Origin of the sequence: Pseudomonas sp. DR208, assembly GCF_019823005.1 — a bacterium.
In the GTDB taxonomy this organism is placed as follows: domain Bacteria; phylum Pseudomonadota; class Gammaproteobacteria; order Pseudomonadales; family Pseudomonadaceae; genus Aquipseudomonas; species Aquipseudomonas extremorientalis.
This window is the reverse complement of the sequence record NZ_CP081944.1, coordinates 1,500,848-1,515,982: the sequence shown is the minus strand read 5'-3', so window position 1 is coordinate 1,515,982 and position 15,135 is coordinate 1,500,848. Positions and strand designations below refer to the sequence as shown.

The 15,135-nt window shown below is 59.8% G+C and carries 9 protein-coding genes; 6 read left to right on the top strand and 3 right to left on the bottom strand.

Translation table 11 applies throughout. The features are described from left to right. Window position 1 precedes the first annotated feature (1 nt). Window positions 2-424 carry an NUDIX hydrolase gene (locus K5K89_RS06595; RefSeq protein ID WP_071488686.1) on the bottom strand — a complete coding sequence of 141 codons (423 nt, stop codon included), beginning with the start codon at window positions 422-424 and terminating at the stop codon, window positions 2-4. Window positions 425-598: 174 nt separating this feature from the next. Here K5K89_RS06595 and K5K89_RS06590 point away from each other — a divergent pair, with 174 nt between their 5' ends. Next, window positions 599-4,762 (top strand): DUF6543 domain-containing protein, encoded by a 4,164-nt coding sequence (locus tag K5K89_RS06590; protein WP_222541072.1) that lies wholly within the window; start codon window positions 599-601, stop codon window positions 4,760-4,762. A 26-nt stretch (window positions 4,763-4,788) separates the two neighbouring features. Here K5K89_RS06590 and K5K89_RS06585 read toward each other — a convergent pair whose 3' ends face one another. Continuing rightward, on the bottom strand, window positions 4,789-6,090 hold the full coding sequence (locus tag K5K89_RS06585) for an HD domain-containing phosphohydrolase (RefSeq protein WP_093512296.1): 1,302 nt from the start codon (window positions 6,088-6,090) through the stop codon (window positions 4,789-4,791). A 219-nt stretch (window positions 6,091-6,309) separates the two neighbouring features. On the opposite strand from K5K89_RS06585, the gene K5K89_RS06580 reads away from it, so the two are divergent. Genes K5K89_RS06580 through K5K89_RS06565 form a run of 4 tightly spaced genes read left to right on the top strand, consistent with a single transcriptional unit; the run spans window position 6,310 to window position 12,359 of the window. Then, entirely contained in the window at window positions 6,310-8,184 is a 1,875-nt protein-coding gene (locus tag K5K89_RS06580; RefSeq protein ID WP_222541071.1) for a putative bifunctional diguanylate cyclase/phosphodiesterase, read from the top strand. A 4-nt stretch (window positions 8,185-8,188) separates the two neighbouring features. Next, complete coding sequence (locus tag K5K89_RS06575) at window positions 8,189-9,172, top strand: cytochrome-c peroxidase (protein ID WP_409996309.1); 984 nt, start codon at window positions 8,189-8,191, stop codon at window positions 9,170-9,172. After that, window positions 9,169-10,983 (top strand): DAHL domain-containing protein, encoded by a 1,815-nt coding sequence (locus tag K5K89_RS06570; RefSeq protein ID WP_071488681.1) that lies wholly within the window; start codon window positions 9,169-9,171, stop codon window positions 10,981-10,983. The genes K5K89_RS06575 and K5K89_RS06570 overlap by 4 nt, the downstream gene beginning before the upstream one ends. After that, window positions 10,980-12,359 (top strand): ATP-binding protein, encoded by a 1,380-nt coding sequence (locus tag K5K89_RS06565; protein WP_222541069.1) that lies wholly within the window; start codon window positions 10,980-10,982, stop codon window positions 12,357-12,359. The genes K5K89_RS06570 and K5K89_RS06565 overlap by 4 nt, the downstream gene beginning before the upstream one ends. A gap of 21 nt (window positions 12,360-12,380) precedes the next feature. On the opposite strand, the gene K5K89_RS06560 is transcribed toward K5K89_RS06565, so the two are convergent. Then, complete coding sequence (locus tag K5K89_RS06560; RefSeq protein WP_222541068.1) at window positions 12,381-12,653, bottom strand: type B 50S ribosomal protein L31; 273 nt, start codon at window positions 12,651-12,653, stop codon at window positions 12,381-12,383. A 167-nt stretch (window positions 12,654-12,820) separates the two neighbouring features. On the opposite strand from K5K89_RS06560, the gene bglX reads away from it, so the two are divergent. Continuing rightward, the gene (bglX, locus tag K5K89_RS06555; RefSeq protein WP_222541067.1) at window positions 12,821-15,073 is read left to right on the top strand and encodes a beta-glucosidase BglX; all 2,253 of its coding nucleotides are present in this window, start codon (window positions 12,821-12,823) and stop codon (window positions 15,071-15,073) included. Window positions 15,074-15,135: the final 62 nt, after the last annotated feature.

Below are 15,135 nucleotides of genomic sequence, written 5' to 3'. Positions count from 1 at the left end.
ATCAAGCGGACGTCGCGCAGCCGGCCAGCGATTCGCGGTAGAACGGCAGGATCAGGTCGCGGGTCAGCGGCGCCAGGTGCAAGCCGCCGTCGCCCATGGGATCGATCCAGCGTATTTCCTCGATTTCAGCGGCGGGCGTCACCGGTACGTCGATCCGCACCTGGAACAGCTCGGCTTCCACGGTGAAACCCGGCTCGTTGGCGGCCGGCGCCGAGAAGTGCCCCAGGTACAAGGCCTGGCCTGGATCGATATGCAGGTTCAGCTCTTCGTGCAGCTCGCGGGCCAGGGCCTGGGCGGGTTGCTCACCGGCGTCGATCTTGCCGCCCGGTTGCATGAAGGCCTGGGTGCCGCGCTTGCGGACCAGCAACGTATGGCCGTCACTGCCGATCAGGAGGGCGGCAGCAATGCGGATAATGGTGGACATGCAATAAACCTCAGGCGCAAAAGCGGCAAGGATCACATGGGCATCCGTTGCAGGCAATCGCCCCCGGGCACGCGTTCACCCACACACATGCACCGCAACACGTGCAACCACCAACCCTAGACTCCGAACTCTGATCCAGCCGTGCGCAGCAAGCGCCTTCCATACGAGTTCACCATGTACCAGTCATCGCTTCCCCCCTCAGATGCCCCGGAACCACTCCTGCCGGTCAACGGGCCTGCCGACCTCTCGCAACCCGTGACCCTGCCGGTGGTACCCGCCGCCAACCAGACCGGCGACACCCAGCAAGTGCTGCTTATCCAGGCACTCGGCAGGTTCAATACCCAGACCGACGAACTGCTTCAGCAACAGCCGAATCTTGAAACGGTGTATCAGCAACAGTTGGCTGCCTTGTTTCCTGAATTGCAGCGGCCCATCAATCCCAACCACATTTTCTACAGCCGCTATCGCGAGGACGTACCGGGCCAGAAACAATGGCTGGGCAGCGAACCCCTGGGATCACTGCTGGCCAGGTTACGCGGCCCCGACGCGCAGGCTTATCTGACGCAAGAGAGCGGTGCCTTCTACCGGGAAAGCGGTACCGTGGATGAGGCCAAACGCCTGTCTGCGGCCAGCCCGACCGCCACACTGGCGGGCGTGCTGGAGATCGCCTTCACGGTCAAGCTCAATGAATTCTGGAGAGATCGGGAAGGCGACCAACCGACCCTCGAGGAGCGACTGGTCGACCTGCGCCGGCAGGTCCTGGCCCACCAATTGGCCCTGCGCACGCTGGACGGCACATTGTCGGCCGCGTCACGGACACTGGCGGACACGGTATTGAAATACCCCACCGCCGCGGCGCGCAAAAAGGTGTTTCCCACAGGCCCCAGACCTGCCGTGTACCGGCTGGCGCTGGACAATGGCAGCGAGTTCGCCGCCGCGTTCATCCTGAACGCCACCGGTGGCACACCGCCCGTTGGCAGCGTGCTGCTCTTCAGCCCTGGCGAAGGCTTCGAGGAATTTGAAAACCTGGCGCGGTTGAATGAAACCGTGGCGGCACGTCTGCGCGCCAGCGACCCCGCGGGCCAACGCCTGATTGCCAGCCTGCCGCTGGCCGCTCAAGCACACGCGAGTGACACGCCAATATTGGCGAGCGACCCGGCACGGATCGAGGCCGATGTGATCGCCGACCACGTCCGCTCCCTGCGGGTACGGCAGTACTTCAACACCCGGACGGCTCTGCGCCAACAGACGTTGCCACTGGCCGGTGAACTCGCTCTGGTTGCCGACCTGGCGCCACACCTGGATGTATCCGCGGCCCTCGCGGCACGCAACCTGCGCCTGGTCGCGCCGCACGACCCCGTCTGGCTGAGCACGGCCAGCCCGGCGGACCAGCAGTTGTACCGACAGCTGGAAACAACCCTGGTCGACAACAATGAGGCGCTGCGCCCACTGCTTGAACAGATTTCGACCCTGCCGGCATTCGCGGAGGATGAAACCCGCAAGGTGCTCAGCCGCCAGAAACCGGAATATGCCAATGTGGACCTGGACGTCCACAAGAGCCTGGTACGACTGCGTGTGAGCACGTCAATGCCAGTCAAGGTCACGGGTTATCGAGACGACGAATCCGAAACGGTCTACATCTGCGAAGACCCACAGCTCGATATTCCCCTGGTGTTGACGGAGCAGACATTGACCTTCGGCACCTGGAACGTCAAAGAAGTCGTGGACCTGCGCACCCTGGGAAGCTATGCCCGGCGCAACATCGATGCGTGGTCGCCCCATGAATTGCACAGAACGATCACCGCCACTGCCGACCTTTTCGACACGCGAGGAGAAAAAGTCGGCAGGCTCGACAACGCAGACCTGCGCGCCCTTGCCCTACAGGCCGACATTGGCCAGCAGTACGCGGCGTACCTCAGGGCGGCGTTCGCGCCAGACGGTGAAGGCCGCGCTTTCGCCAGCGCCTGGCAGCGCGCGAATGCGGCAAGGATGCGCAAGGACGCCTTGGAGAGTCGGCTCAATCCTGCTGTCAACGACCTGTTTATTTTCAAGACACCCGGCGGTGGACTGGACTGGGTACAGGCAGTTGCGCAGCATCCCGACCCCACCACCCGGCCCAAGGTCGGCCAGTTCGATATCGAGGTCAATCTCCTGGTCATGGGAGGCGGGCTTGAAGGGGGCCAGGGAGGCCAGGTGATCAACGGCGTGCTGGTCATTCAGCGCAAGGGCACCAGGCCCGGCGGCGTGTGCGTGCTTTATACACCGGAGGCCCCCGATGATGCGCCCTTCAGGGAATTGGTGCTGGGCCTGGCGGAACTCGATACGCTCAAGGCCAAACCCGAATGGCGTGCCTATTTCAGCCAACGGATGGCCACGCACGATGTGCGCGAACTCTCCCGGGTATTCAATGACACTCGCAGCGTGCACCGTTATGCCCTGACCCCGGTCACCGGCGAACTGCATGCCTATTTGTATTCGGCACACCTGGGCTTTCAGCTTTCCCATGCCGATTACCGTTCGCGGACCAACGCAGAAATTGCCCTCGAATCGGCAGTCAACGGCTTTTTATTTTCCGTCGAAGTGGCTGACTTCCTCCTCGGACTGTCCCTGTTCAAGGCCCTGCGGCGCCTGGCCCACCGCTACATTGTCCGGGGGGTGCGCAACGCGCAGAAGTTGGGGCGCAGTATCCCGGGCCTGATCCGCAAAATCGGCGAAGACAAAAAAGCCTCCATCGTTCTCGCCAAACCCTCGATCCGCCCGCTGGACCCGGCCTGGGTCGATGTCGCAGAGTACCGACTGCCCCACTCGATCGACGCTCTTTTTGACGTCGAAGCGTTTGCCCAAACCCACCATTTTCGACTGTCGCGCGCGATGGGCGCGCTCAGTTTCATGGACAGTCGCAATCAGCATTTTGTCGCGATGATGGGCAACGACGGTCGCTATTACCTGTATGCGTCCCATGTGGAAGAAGGTGCGCGCTTTATCAAGCACCCGACGGGGAATAAGCCGGATTTCATGGTTGTGCCGGGCGATGCAAAAAGCTGGAAGCCACGCTTTGAGCGTACGACACGCGGGGGCGGGTCGGTGTTGGGCGTTCTCGGGGGGCGTACCGCCGAACAGCAAGTGCACGATGACCTGATCGCAGCGATGCGCATCTACTTCTCTGCTACCCATGGCGAAGCGATGCTCAAGGAGGTGACCGTGTCACAGAAACGTCGACTGCTGGACAACGCGCTGGAGCGCCTGAGTGTCGATGAGGCCACGTTTCGCCGTATTGTCTGGGGGCAGCGGGGGGTTCCCGCGCCGCGACTGCGCGAGACGTTATTGAACATTGAATTCGAAGCGAACCTTTATACACACCTGAACAAGACCACCTACTTCCTGTCCGGACAATTCACCCTTTCCAGCGAGGAGATGGAAAATCTGTTTATTAAAATCAAACGAATCGTTGGCCGGAACGACGACTTCTCAAAACACGTCGTGGCATCGATCAGTATTATCGACCACGATACCGGCGCCACTTTCGTCGGTTATGCGTTCACCCAGAAACAGCTGAACAGCCTGACCAAGTTCGATAATAAGTTTCACTTGTCCACCTGGCGGCAGGAAACCCTCGAGGCGTTTGTGAGAGAAAAAGGACGCACGAAGATCGTCCAGGACATCGCTACACAACACAACATCAGCTTTAACGAGGCCTTGAAGAAACTGCTCGAGGCCCAGAGTATCCAGGAAGCCTTGGAAACGTTCAGGATCGAACGGCGCCGTGAGTTTTTACTGAAGCTCGGCGTCGATTCATTTTCAGACGATTTCAAAAAAGCCGGCATTCCCTACATTGTCTTGTCCCACGGCGAAAGGACCGGAGCAGTCTCCAGTTTCAAGGCGGTGGACAGCGTGACGGTCGCGGAATTTGAAAGAACCATTCCCAAATTCTCAACGCCTTTGGAATTTCAACCCGCACACCCGCCACTTCCTCGCGGTGAAAGGCTGCCTCAAAGGCCACAAACCCCTGTGCCACCGAGCCCCGTCCCCCCCTCGGGCGACGGGGCGGCCCACATCGTCAGGTTCGACGAGCTGATGGAAACCCAACTGTCTCTGCTGCCAGCCAACGCCAAAAGCAAAATCGACGAAATCGTTCAGGACATTCAAGGAGGACGGGTCAGCGGCAAGAAAATCGGCAGCTACAGCTACGTGGATCTGCCGCAACTGGACCCAGGCGCCGGGCGCGGTCGATGGCGAGTGGCGCTCGAGAAAACCGGGAAAGACGGTGAGAAAGACGTGTACGTGCTCAGGGGCATCATCGACTATCACGGCAGCCGGCGTAAAACCTGGGGCCTGTAGGCAAACCGGGCCCCGTACGGAGCACACTAGGGGAGTTGCGCCTGCTCCTCGGGCGTCTTGATGAACACGCTGTACTTGGCGCCCTCCATCGCTTCGAACGCAATCAACTTGTCGACCAGCGGCAGGTTCAACACCTTGCCGGCGTTCAACAACAACATGCCGTTGTCGGCATTGAGGTTGCGGGCCAGGACCATGCCGGCCTCCAGTTCCCGAGTGGTGAGGACTTTTACCGTGGGGTCGCCCAGGGTCACGTCGCTCAGGAAGGTTGCGCAGGCCTGCACGAAATCTTCCACCAGGTCCGGATCGTAGAGGCGCCCGGCATATTTGCGGATAAACAGCAGGGCTTCATCGCTGTTCAAGTTGCGCTCGAGGATCAAGCCTTTCTGCAACTCGATGAAGTCCACCGCCAATTTCAACAGCCGTGAACCGGGAGGAATCGACTCGCCCTTGAGGTGGTCGGGAAAGCCCGTACCGTCCCAGCGCTCCTGATGATGGCGAATGATCCGCGCCGCGTCTTTCATCGGTTCAAGGGTCATCAACAGCGATTCACTCTGGGCCGGGTACTCGCGGTAGAGCGTGCGGTCGGTGCTGTGCAATTTGTCCGACGGCGACACCATCATGCTATCGGTCCAGCTCAGCTTGCCGATGTTGTACAGCGCGGCGGCCATGGTCAGGTCGCGGGTGCTGGCTTCATCCATGGCCTGGGCGGCGCAGTACACGCGGATCAGTTCGATCAGCGCACGGTTGGTCTGCTTGTCCCTGGGCAGGCGCAGGTTGGCCAACAGCGAAAACACCTCGGTGCCGGTCACGTAGCTGCGCTTGAGTTCTTCGTAGGCCAGGTCGAGCATGTCGGCGGTTTGCTGCAACTCGGCGGTGCGCGACGCGACGCGTTTTTCCAGGGTGGCATTGAGCGCCTTGAGCTGGTCGTTCTGCACCTGGGTCAGCCGTTCAAGCCGCTGATGCTCAAGCGCCTGCTGCAGGATCAGCTTGAGTTCATCGTCATTCCACGGCTTGGCGATATAACGGTGGATCTGCCCTTCGTTGATCGCCTTGATGATGGTCGGCACGTCAGCGTAGCCGGTCAGCAGGATACGACTGGTGGCCGGGTACAGCCGGTGGACTTCGGCCAGTAGCTGCGCGCCATCCATGCCGGGCATGCGCGCATCGCTCATGATCAGGTCGATGGGCTGTGCCGCCATGATCTCCAGGGCCTGGGCGCCGCTGCCGGCCAGCACCACATCGAAGGCTTGACTGCGCAACAGCCGGCGCAGGCTATTGAGAATCGACTCTTCATCATCGACCAGTAAAACAGTGGGTTTCTCATCCATGGTGACCGCGCCTTCAAATCAAACAAAATGGAGCTAAATTGAACCCTTGTGCCCGGCCAGCTTCCTTCGCCTGAGGCGCGGGGTTGATTTGACGCCAACTGGCCGTCGATATCAAGGGACCTCGACTATGCTGACAGAACAGGTTGGCGCCCCGCTCCGAGGCGAAATCAGGGAAGGAGTCGTTATGCAGTCAAACCCTTTGTCGTCACGGAACAGGCCATGACTGCTGATTCCGCCAGGGCCAACCGGCGCATTCTGATCGTCGATGATACGGCCTCGATCCATCAGGACTTCCGCAAGATTCTCTGCGCCGATGCCAATGGCGAGCCTTCGTTGGAGAACCTTGAGGAAGCGCTGTTCGGCACCGCCCCTAAAGTACGCCAGGCCTTCAAGCTGGACTCCGCCTACCAGGGTGAGGAAGCCCTGGAACTGGTCAACCGGGCCCTGGCCGCCAACGCGCCCTATGCCCTGGCGTTCATCGACATGCGCATGCCGCCGGGTTGGGATGGCCTGCAGACCATCGAACAGCTGTGGAACGTCGACCCCAACCTGCAGATCGCCCTGTGCACGGCTTATTCCGACTATTCCTTCGAAGCCATCGAGGCGCGACTGAAGTATAACGACCAGCTGCTGATCCTGAAAAAACCCTTCGACCACCTGGAAATCCGCCAGATGGCCAGCGCCCTGACCTGGAAATGGCAGCTTGCCCAGGATATCGCGCAGAAAGTGCTCGGCCTGGAGCGCACCATCGAAGAACGGGTGCAGGAATTGCTCAAGGTCTCGCACCTGCTGCAATACGACACCCTCACCGAATTGCCCAACAGTACCCTGCTGGGCGACCGGCTGACCCAGGCGATTGCCTTGGGCCGCCGGCATGACACGCAACTGGCGGTGATGTTTATCGGGCTGGACCGCTTCAAGCGCATCAATAATGCCTTGGGCTATCCGGTGGGCGACGAGGTGCTGCAACAAGTCAGCCAGAGCCTGGTGGCAGCCGTACGTGAGTCGGATTCGGTATTTCGCTACGGCTCGGACGAGTTTGTGGTCGTGCTCAACGATATCCAGCATCCCCAGCAAACCCAACATATTGCGCAAAAAATACTCACCGCCGTTAAAACCACCCGGCATGTGGCAGGGCACGACCTGAGCATTACCGCCAGCCTGGGCATCAGCATCTACCCCAATGACAGCGGGAATGCCGTGGAGCTGATCAAGCACGCTGAAACCGCCATGCACACCCGCAAGGAACAGGGCCCGGATGGTTTCAGCTTTTACACCGAAGACATGAACCTGCGCGCCCAATTCCAGCAAAACCTGGAAAGCGCGATTCGCCAGGCGCTGGAGCGCAACGAGTTTGTGCTGCACTACCAGCCGAAGCTGGACCTGAAATCCGGCAAAATCGTCGGCGCCGAAGCGTTGATCCGTTGGTATCAGCCACGCTCGGGCTGGATCAAGCCAAGCGACTTCATCCCCGTGGCCGAAGACAGTGGGCTGATTGTGCCCCTGACCCAATGGGTGCTGCGCCAGGCCTGCGAGCAGGTGCAGTCCTGGCGTGCAATGGGCCTGCCGCCATTATGTGTCTCGGTGAATATCTCACCCCTGGACTTCCGCCAACGCGACTTCGTCGACAAACTCGCCGCCGTGCTGAAGCAAACCGGCGTGCCGCCGTACTTGCTTGAACTGGAAATCACCGAAAGCGTGCTGATGCAAAATGTCGAAGAAACCGTCAAGACCCTGCACACCATCAAGGCCATGGGCGTGCGCCTGGCCCTGGACGACTTCGGCACCGGTTACTCCAGCCTCAGCTACCTGAGACGCTTCCCCATCGACGTGTTGAAGATCGACCAGTCCTTCGTGCGCGGCCTGAACGTAAATAACCAGGACGAGCAACTGATCAGCGCTATCATCGGCATGGGCAGGAGCCTGGAACTGACTATCATCGCCGAAGGGGTCGAAACCCTCGATCAGCTGAGTTTCCTGCAAGCCCAGCTGTGTGAAGAAGGCCAGGGCTTTTTATTCAGCAAGGCCGTGCCTGCCAAAGACTTTGCCCAGTTGCTGCAAGTGAGCTGCGCGACATTGATGCCCACCCCATAGCCCTATGCTTGCAAGGAGTGCTCGCTTGAGCGATGTCCCAACTTACCGTCTTGGCCTGATGTTCATGCTGGGCCTGGCGGCACCGCTGCTGGCCGCACCACTGGATGAAGCGCTCAAACCGCTGCCTGCGGTTCCCACGCTGGACCCGGCCAGGGTCGAGCTGGGTCGCCAGCTGTTCAACGAACCGCGCCTGTCGGTCAACGGCACCCTCTCGTGCGCCAGTTGCCATCGACTGGCGTCCGGCGGTGCCGACGACAAGCCGTTTTCCCTTGGCTTCGACGGCAAGCCGGTCGAGATCAACACGCCGTCGGTATTCAACGCCAGCCTGAACTTCAAGCAGTTCTGGAATGGCCGGGTGGATACCCTGGAAGCCCAGGTCGAACAGGTGGTGATCAGCCCGGTGGAAATGGGCAGTGACTGGAAAACCGTGGTGCAGAACCTGTCCGCCATGCCTGCCTACCAGACCGCGTTCAGCCAGGCCTACCCCGACGGCGTCACCGCCGCCAATGTGCAAAACGCACTGGCCACCTATGAACGCACCCTGCTGACACCCAACTCGCGATTCGACCAGTACCTGCTGGGCAACACCGAGATCCTCACGACCCAGGAAAAGTACGGCTACCAACGCTTCAAGGACTACGGCTGCATTGCTTGCCACCAGGGGGTCAATATCGGCGGCAACATGTTCCAGAAGTTCGGCGTGATGGGCGACTATTTCAAGGCACGGGGCAATCCGGTGGAGTCGGACCTTGGGCGCTACCTGCTGACCCAGGACGAAGAGGACCGCCATGTGTTCAAGGTGCCCAGCCTGCGCAATGTGGCCGTCACCGCCCCGTACTTTCACGACGCCTCGGCCAGGACCCTGGAAGAAGCGGTCGATGTGATGTTCAAGTATCAACTGGGGCGCAACCCTTCCCAGGAAGACAAGGACCTGATCATTCAATTCCTCAAGACCCTGACGGGCGAATGGGCGGGCAAACCACTATGATCCTGGCCAGACGCCGTACCAGCCAACTGCTGCTCGCCCTGATCACCGTGCTGCTGGCCTCGACGCTGGTCTTTCTGTACTTCAAGTCAGGCCGTGACCAGACAGCCAGTTACACTCACTCGCGGGACCTGATCCGGCAACTCCAGCAACTCAATGCCCAATGGGACAGTGAGGTGCTCAAGGCCCGGATCTCTATTACCCATAACTACGACCCCCTGGTCGCGCCACTGCTGGAAATGACCCGGCTGTGGACCGAGCTGAAAAGCCGCGGTTCCTACCACGAGGCCACAGACCAGCCCCGCTGGCAGGCCGATCAACAAGCCTATGAGGCGGCCATCCAGGAAAAGGCCCGGTTGGTGGACCAGTTCAAATCCCACAACGCGGTGCTGCGCAACTCGCTGGCCTTCCTCCCGACTGCCGAGGACGATATCCAGGCCCAATTCAACCGGGTGGACGATGAGGGCAAGGCGCAACTGCAAAGCGTGGCCACCGACACCTACGACCTGTTGCTCAGCAGCCTGGAGTTCGCCCAGGTCACCAGCGATGATCGAGCCGCCGACATTCTCGTCGGCCTGGGCAAGCTGGCCGTCAACAAAGAGTTGCTGCCTGTCGAGTTCCAGGCGCCGGTCGATATTCTCAGCAATCATATTTCGCTGATCCTGCGCGAACAGCCGTTGGTCAACAGCCTGCTTGAACGGATCGCGGCGGTGCCCGTGGCCGAACGCCTGGATGACCTGACCACCCATCTCAACCAGGACCAGCAGACGGCCGACCTGATCGACCACCAATACCACCGTTACCTGCTGATTTTCTCGACCTTGCTGGTGGTGCTGTTGCTCTACCTGGCCGTGCGCCTGTTGCGCAGTTTCGCCGAGATCAACCGGGTCAACCGCGCCTTGCAGGCGGCCAATGAAACCCTGGAGCAACGCGTGGAGCGGCGCACACAGCAACTCAAGGATGCCCAGAGTGAACTGATGGACAGCGCCCGCCAGGCCGGCATGGCCGAGATCGCCACCAACGTGCTGCACAACGTCGGCAATGTGCTCAACAGCGTGAACATTTCCGCCGACCTCGTCAGCCGCAAATTGCGTAGCAGCAAGGCCCTGGGCCTGGGTAAAGCCATGCAGTTGATCAACGAACGCCAGGCTGACCTGGGCACGTTCCTCACCGAAGATGAAAAGGGCAAACTGTTGCCCGGCTACTTGAACCAGTTGGTGGAAGCCATCGCCGCCGAACAGCAGGGCATGACCGAGGAACTGGCGCAGTTGAGCAAAAGCGTCGACCACATCAAGGACATCGTCGCCACTCAACAATCCTACGCCGGTGCGTCCACGCTGCTGGAGCCGGTCAACATCAGTGCCTTGATGGAAGATGCCTTGCGCATGAATGCCGGCGCCCTGAGCCGTCACCACGTCACGGTGGTCAAGGAGTACGCACGGGTGCCGGAAATCCTCGGGGATAAACACCGGCTGTTACTGATCATGGTCAACCTGATCAGCAACGCCAAGTACGCCATGTCCAACCTCACCGACCGGCCACGACAAATGACCCTGGTTGTCCAGCCGGGAGCCGATGACACCTTGCAGATCAGCGTGAAAGACGAGGGCGAAGGCATCCCCCCCGAGAATATGACCCGGATCTTCACCCACGGCTTCACCACCCGCAAGGAAGGCCACGGCTTCGGCCTGCACAGCTGCGCCCTGGCCGCCGTGGAAATGAACGGCCAGCTCAGCGCACACAGCGATGGGCCTGGCCTCGGTGCGGTGTTTACCTTGACGATTCCTCTCACTCTTGCCGGAAGCCCCCCATGAACCAGCCTCCCAACCGGCGCATCTTATTGATCGATGACACACCGTCGATTCATGACGACTTTCGCAAAATCCTGATGCCTGCCGTCGAATCCAACCAGGCGCTGGATGACATGGAGTCGGCCCTGTTCGGCGACACGGCCAAAGCCCAGGCCCAGGTGTTCGAGTTGCATTCGGCATACGGTGGAGAGGAAGGCCTGCAACTACTCATCACGGCCATGGCAAACAAACAACCCTACGCCCTGGCCTTTGTCGACATGCGTATGCCCCAGGGCTGGGATGGCGCAAAAACCATCGAGGAACTCTGGAAAGTCGCGCCCGACCTGCAGGTGGTGGTGTGCACCGCTTACTCGGACTATTCCTGGGAAGACCTGCTGGAGCGCCTGCACGCCCATGATCGCCTGCTGATCCTGAAAAAGCCCTTCGACAATATCGAAGTCCAGCAAATGGCCAACACCCTGGCCAATAAATGGGACATGGCCCGGCGTGCCTCCCTGCAAACCGCGCACCTGGAACAGTTGGTGGAACAGCGCACCCAAGCGTTGCAACTGGAGATCGACGAGCGCAAGCACCTGGAAAGCCAACTGGTGCAGTCGGAAAAACTCGCGTCGCTGGGGCAACTGGCGGCGGGCGTGGCCCATGAGATCAACAACCCGGTGGGGTTTATCTCCTCCAACCTCAGTACCCTGGATGGCTATTTCAACCAGCTGCAACAGATGCTGGATGCCTACCGGACGGTCGAGGATAGCCTCGCATCGGGAACACAGCGCGATCAACTCAAGGCGATGCGCGACGAGGTGGAACTGGACTTTCTCAAGGAAGACATTCCGATCCTGATCAGGGAATCCAAGGAAGGCATCAGCCGCGTGATACAGATCGTCAAGGACCTGAAGAACTTCTCCCGGGTGGACAACGACCAGACCTGGCAATTTGCCAACCTGCAACAGGGCATCGACTCCACGCTCAACATCGTCGCCAGCGAACTCAAGTACAAGGCCGATGTGGTCAAGCACTATGCCCCGCTACCGGAAATCGAGTGCCTGGCATCCCAGCTCAACCAGGTGGTGATGAACCTGGTGATCAATGCTGCGCAAGCCATGGGACCCGAGCGCGGCACCATCACCATCAGCAATGGTGTGGAAGGCGAGCATGTATGGCTGGAAGTGGCCGACAACGGCTGTGGGATTGCGCCTGAGAGCGTGCAGAAAATCTTCGACCCGTTCTTCACCACCAAACCGGTGGGTGAAGGCACAGGGCTGGGTCTGTCGCTGTCCTACGGCATCGTCAAGAAACACCGGGGCGATATTTCCGTCAGCAGCGAACCCGGCAAAGGTACGACGTTTCGGGTGGTGCTACCGATCCGGCAGACGGCGGCGTAGGACACGCCGCCGTCATGTTGCTCACGCCTCGACTTTTTTCGGGGTAGAGCCAAACGACGCGAACCGCTTGTTGAACCCGGCAATGCGGCCTTCGGCCTGGGTTTTGCGCTGTTGACCGGTGTAGATCGGGTGCGAGGCGCTGGACACGTCCAACGGAATATACGGGTAAGTGTTGCCGTCACTGTGTTTATGGGTGCGGTCGCTGTCGGCGGTGGAGCCGATCAGGAAAAACACGTCAGCGGCGGTGTCGTGGAACAGCACGGTGCGGTAATCAGGATGGATACCAGCTTTCATAAGACCTCCGGGGCGTTTGAGTGCATTCGATGCGTTATACAGTAACACACGTCACACACCCAAACGAGAACAGATTGCAATAAGCATATACCTGTCAGAACTCACAGTAGACGTTGTTGGTGACTAACCAGACACTCCAGGTAAGCGCGTTGCCTCGGAGCACACGTATGAAGCGTCGACTGCTGATCCTGCTGCTCACTTACCTACCCTTGGTCGCGATGGCTCAGGATGACGTGGTCGAGCACTTGCTGGCGCAGATGACCCTTGAAGAAAAAGTGGGCCAACTGACGCTGTTACACATAGTGGACACCCCTAACGGGGCCATCAACCATCTGCAAGGCCAGAAACACCTGGCGATGACTGATGTTGGCGCAGTGATAGGCGCCAGCGGTGCAGAAAAAACCCGTCAATTACAGCGTTTCGTGGTGGAAGGCTCGCGACTGCATATTCCTTTGCTGTTTTCTCTAGATGTCATTCATGGTTTTTGCACGATGTTCCCGGTCCCGCTTGCCGAAACCAGTGCCTGGGACCCTGATCTCACCCAGCGCACCGCGCATGCCGCCGCAGTGGAGGCGACGGCCAGTGGCGTGCATTGGACGTTCGCACCGATGATCGATATCACTCGCGACCCACGCTGGGGGCGAGTGGTGGAAGGTTCCGGCGAAGACCCCTTCTTGGGCTCGGCTATGGCCACGGCGCGAATCAAGGGTTTTCATGGAGACGGGCCGGCCAGTACGGCGTTCATGTTGGCCTCCGCGAAACATTTCGTGGCATACGGCGCCGCCGAAGCAGGACGCGACTATAACACCGTAGACTTGTCGCAACGAACGCTATGGGACGTCTACCTGCCACCCTTTCGGGCCGCCGTTCAGGCAAGCGTCGATGCCATCATGCCGGCTTTCAACGAACTTGAGGGGCTGCCAATGGCCAGCAACCAAGCACTGCTTGACGGTGTGCTGCGTCGGCGATGGGGGTTTTCGGGAATGATCGTCTCGGACTATGAGGCACTGGCGGAACTGATCACCCATGGCACTGCAGCGACACCCCTGGACGCGTCACGTCAAGCAATTGAGGCAGGCGTGGATGTAGAACTAGCCAACCAGTTTTTCAGGCTGACCCTGCCCTATCTGGTCAGTAACGGCCAAGTGCCGATGGCGACCGTGGACAACGCCGTACGCCGAGTACTCAAGGCCAAGCAACGGCTGGGCCTGTTCGATGATCCCTATCGCTACAGTGATACAACCCGGCAACGCTTGCTGTCCCAGACTCCGCAAGCCCGCGCACTTGCCCGAGAAGCCGCACAAAAGTCCATCGTGCTGCTGAAAAATGCCGATTCATTGCTGCCCTTGTCGAAAGATCTTCAAAATATTCTGGTCGTCGGCAGCCTCGCAACGGATGTCGCTGCCAGTCTGAAAACCTGTATGGCTGCGGAGCAACCCATTGGGGCGATCTCAATTCTGCAAGGCATACAGAACGCCACCTCCCCCGCCACTCGAGTGATCTACGTGCCCGGCGCTTCACCGTCAAGCCAGGACACCCGGGGTATTGCAGCGGCACAAAACGCTGCCCAAGACGCCGATGCAATCGTCGCAGTATTGGGTGAAACGTCAAACATGTCCGGCGAAGCCAACAGCCGCGCCAGCCTGGACCTGCCCGGCGCCCAGAATGCCCTCCTGCGGGCTCTCCTGGAAACCGGGAAGCCTGTGGTCGTTATCCTGGTGAATGGCCGCCCACTGGCACTGACCGACACTGTCGAGCAGGCGCCCGCAATCATCGAATCCTGGTTTCTGGGAACCGAAGCGGGCAACGCCGTGGCCGATGTACTGTTCGGCGACATAAACCCAAGCGGCAAACTGCCCATGACCTTCCCCCGCAGCGTGGGGCAGGTTCCCATCTACTATGCGCACAAAAACACCGGACGCCCGATTTTAGGCGAGGACGACAGTTGGAGCTCGCGTTACATCGATCAACCCTCGACCCCGTTATACCCTTTCGGTTTCGGTCTGAGCTATACCAGGTTCAGCTACGGCACGCCTCAATTGAGCAGCACGCGCCTCGGCTCCAGCCAGCCCTTGACTGTAACGACCAGCGTCACCAATAACGGTCCACGCGCAGGCGATGAAATTGTTCAGCTGTACCTGCGGGACGATGTCGCCAGCGTCACCCGCCCGGTACGCCAGTTACGCGGCTTTCGCAAAGTGCATTTGGCAGCCGGCCAAACCCGGGAAGTGGTTTTCACACTCGATGAAAATGACTTTGCAGTGCTGGATGCGGATTTTGAGCCAAGGGTGGAAGCCGGCACCTTCACCCTGTTCGTTGGGGGTGATTCAACCACCGACAACCAGGCCCACTTCGAAGTCACTGATAGCCGCAAGCTCTCTATATCGGGCCAGTCCGTCTCACCCAGCATGCCAAATTGAATATTCCCACAGGTTGTCTAGGGTTTCCTTACAGGCGCAGAATGCCGTACCGACCAAAAGAG

What these genes read in the sequence shown, in the direction of transcription:
- K5K89_RS06595 (WP_071488686.1), bottom strand. Translation starts at nt 424, where the DNA reads ATGTCCACCATTATCCGCATTGCTGCCGCCCTCCTGATCGGCAGTGAC.
- K5K89_RS06590 (WP_222541072.1), top strand. Translation starts at nt 599, where the DNA reads ATGTACCAGTCATCGCTTCCCCCCTCAGATGCCCCGGAACCACTCCTG.
- K5K89_RS06585 (WP_093512296.1), bottom strand. Translation starts at nt 6,090, where the DNA reads ATGGATGAGAAACCCACTGTTTTACTGGTCGATGATGAAGAGTCGATT.
- K5K89_RS06580 (WP_222541071.1), top strand. Translation starts at nt 6,310, where the DNA reads ATGACTGCTGATTCCGCCAGGGCCAACCGGCGCATTCTGATCGTCGAT.
- K5K89_RS06575 (WP_409996309.1), top strand. Translation starts at nt 8,189, where the DNA reads ATGCTTGCAAGGAGTGCTCGCTTGAGCGATGTCCCAACTTACCGTCTT.
- K5K89_RS06570 (WP_071488681.1), top strand. Translation starts at nt 9,169, where the DNA reads ATGATCCTGGCCAGACGCCGTACCAGCCAACTGCTGCTCGCCCTGATC.
- K5K89_RS06565 (WP_222541069.1), top strand. Translation starts at nt 10,980, where the DNA reads ATGAACCAGCCTCCCAACCGGCGCATCTTATTGATCGATGACACACCG.
- K5K89_RS06560 (WP_222541068.1), bottom strand. Translation starts at nt 12,653, where the DNA reads ATGAAAGCTGGTATCCATCCTGATTACCGCACCGTGCTGTTCCACGAC.
- bglX (WP_222541067.1), top strand. Translation starts at nt 12,821, where the DNA reads ATGAAGCGTCGACTGCTGATCCTGCTGCTCACTTACCTACCCTTGGTC.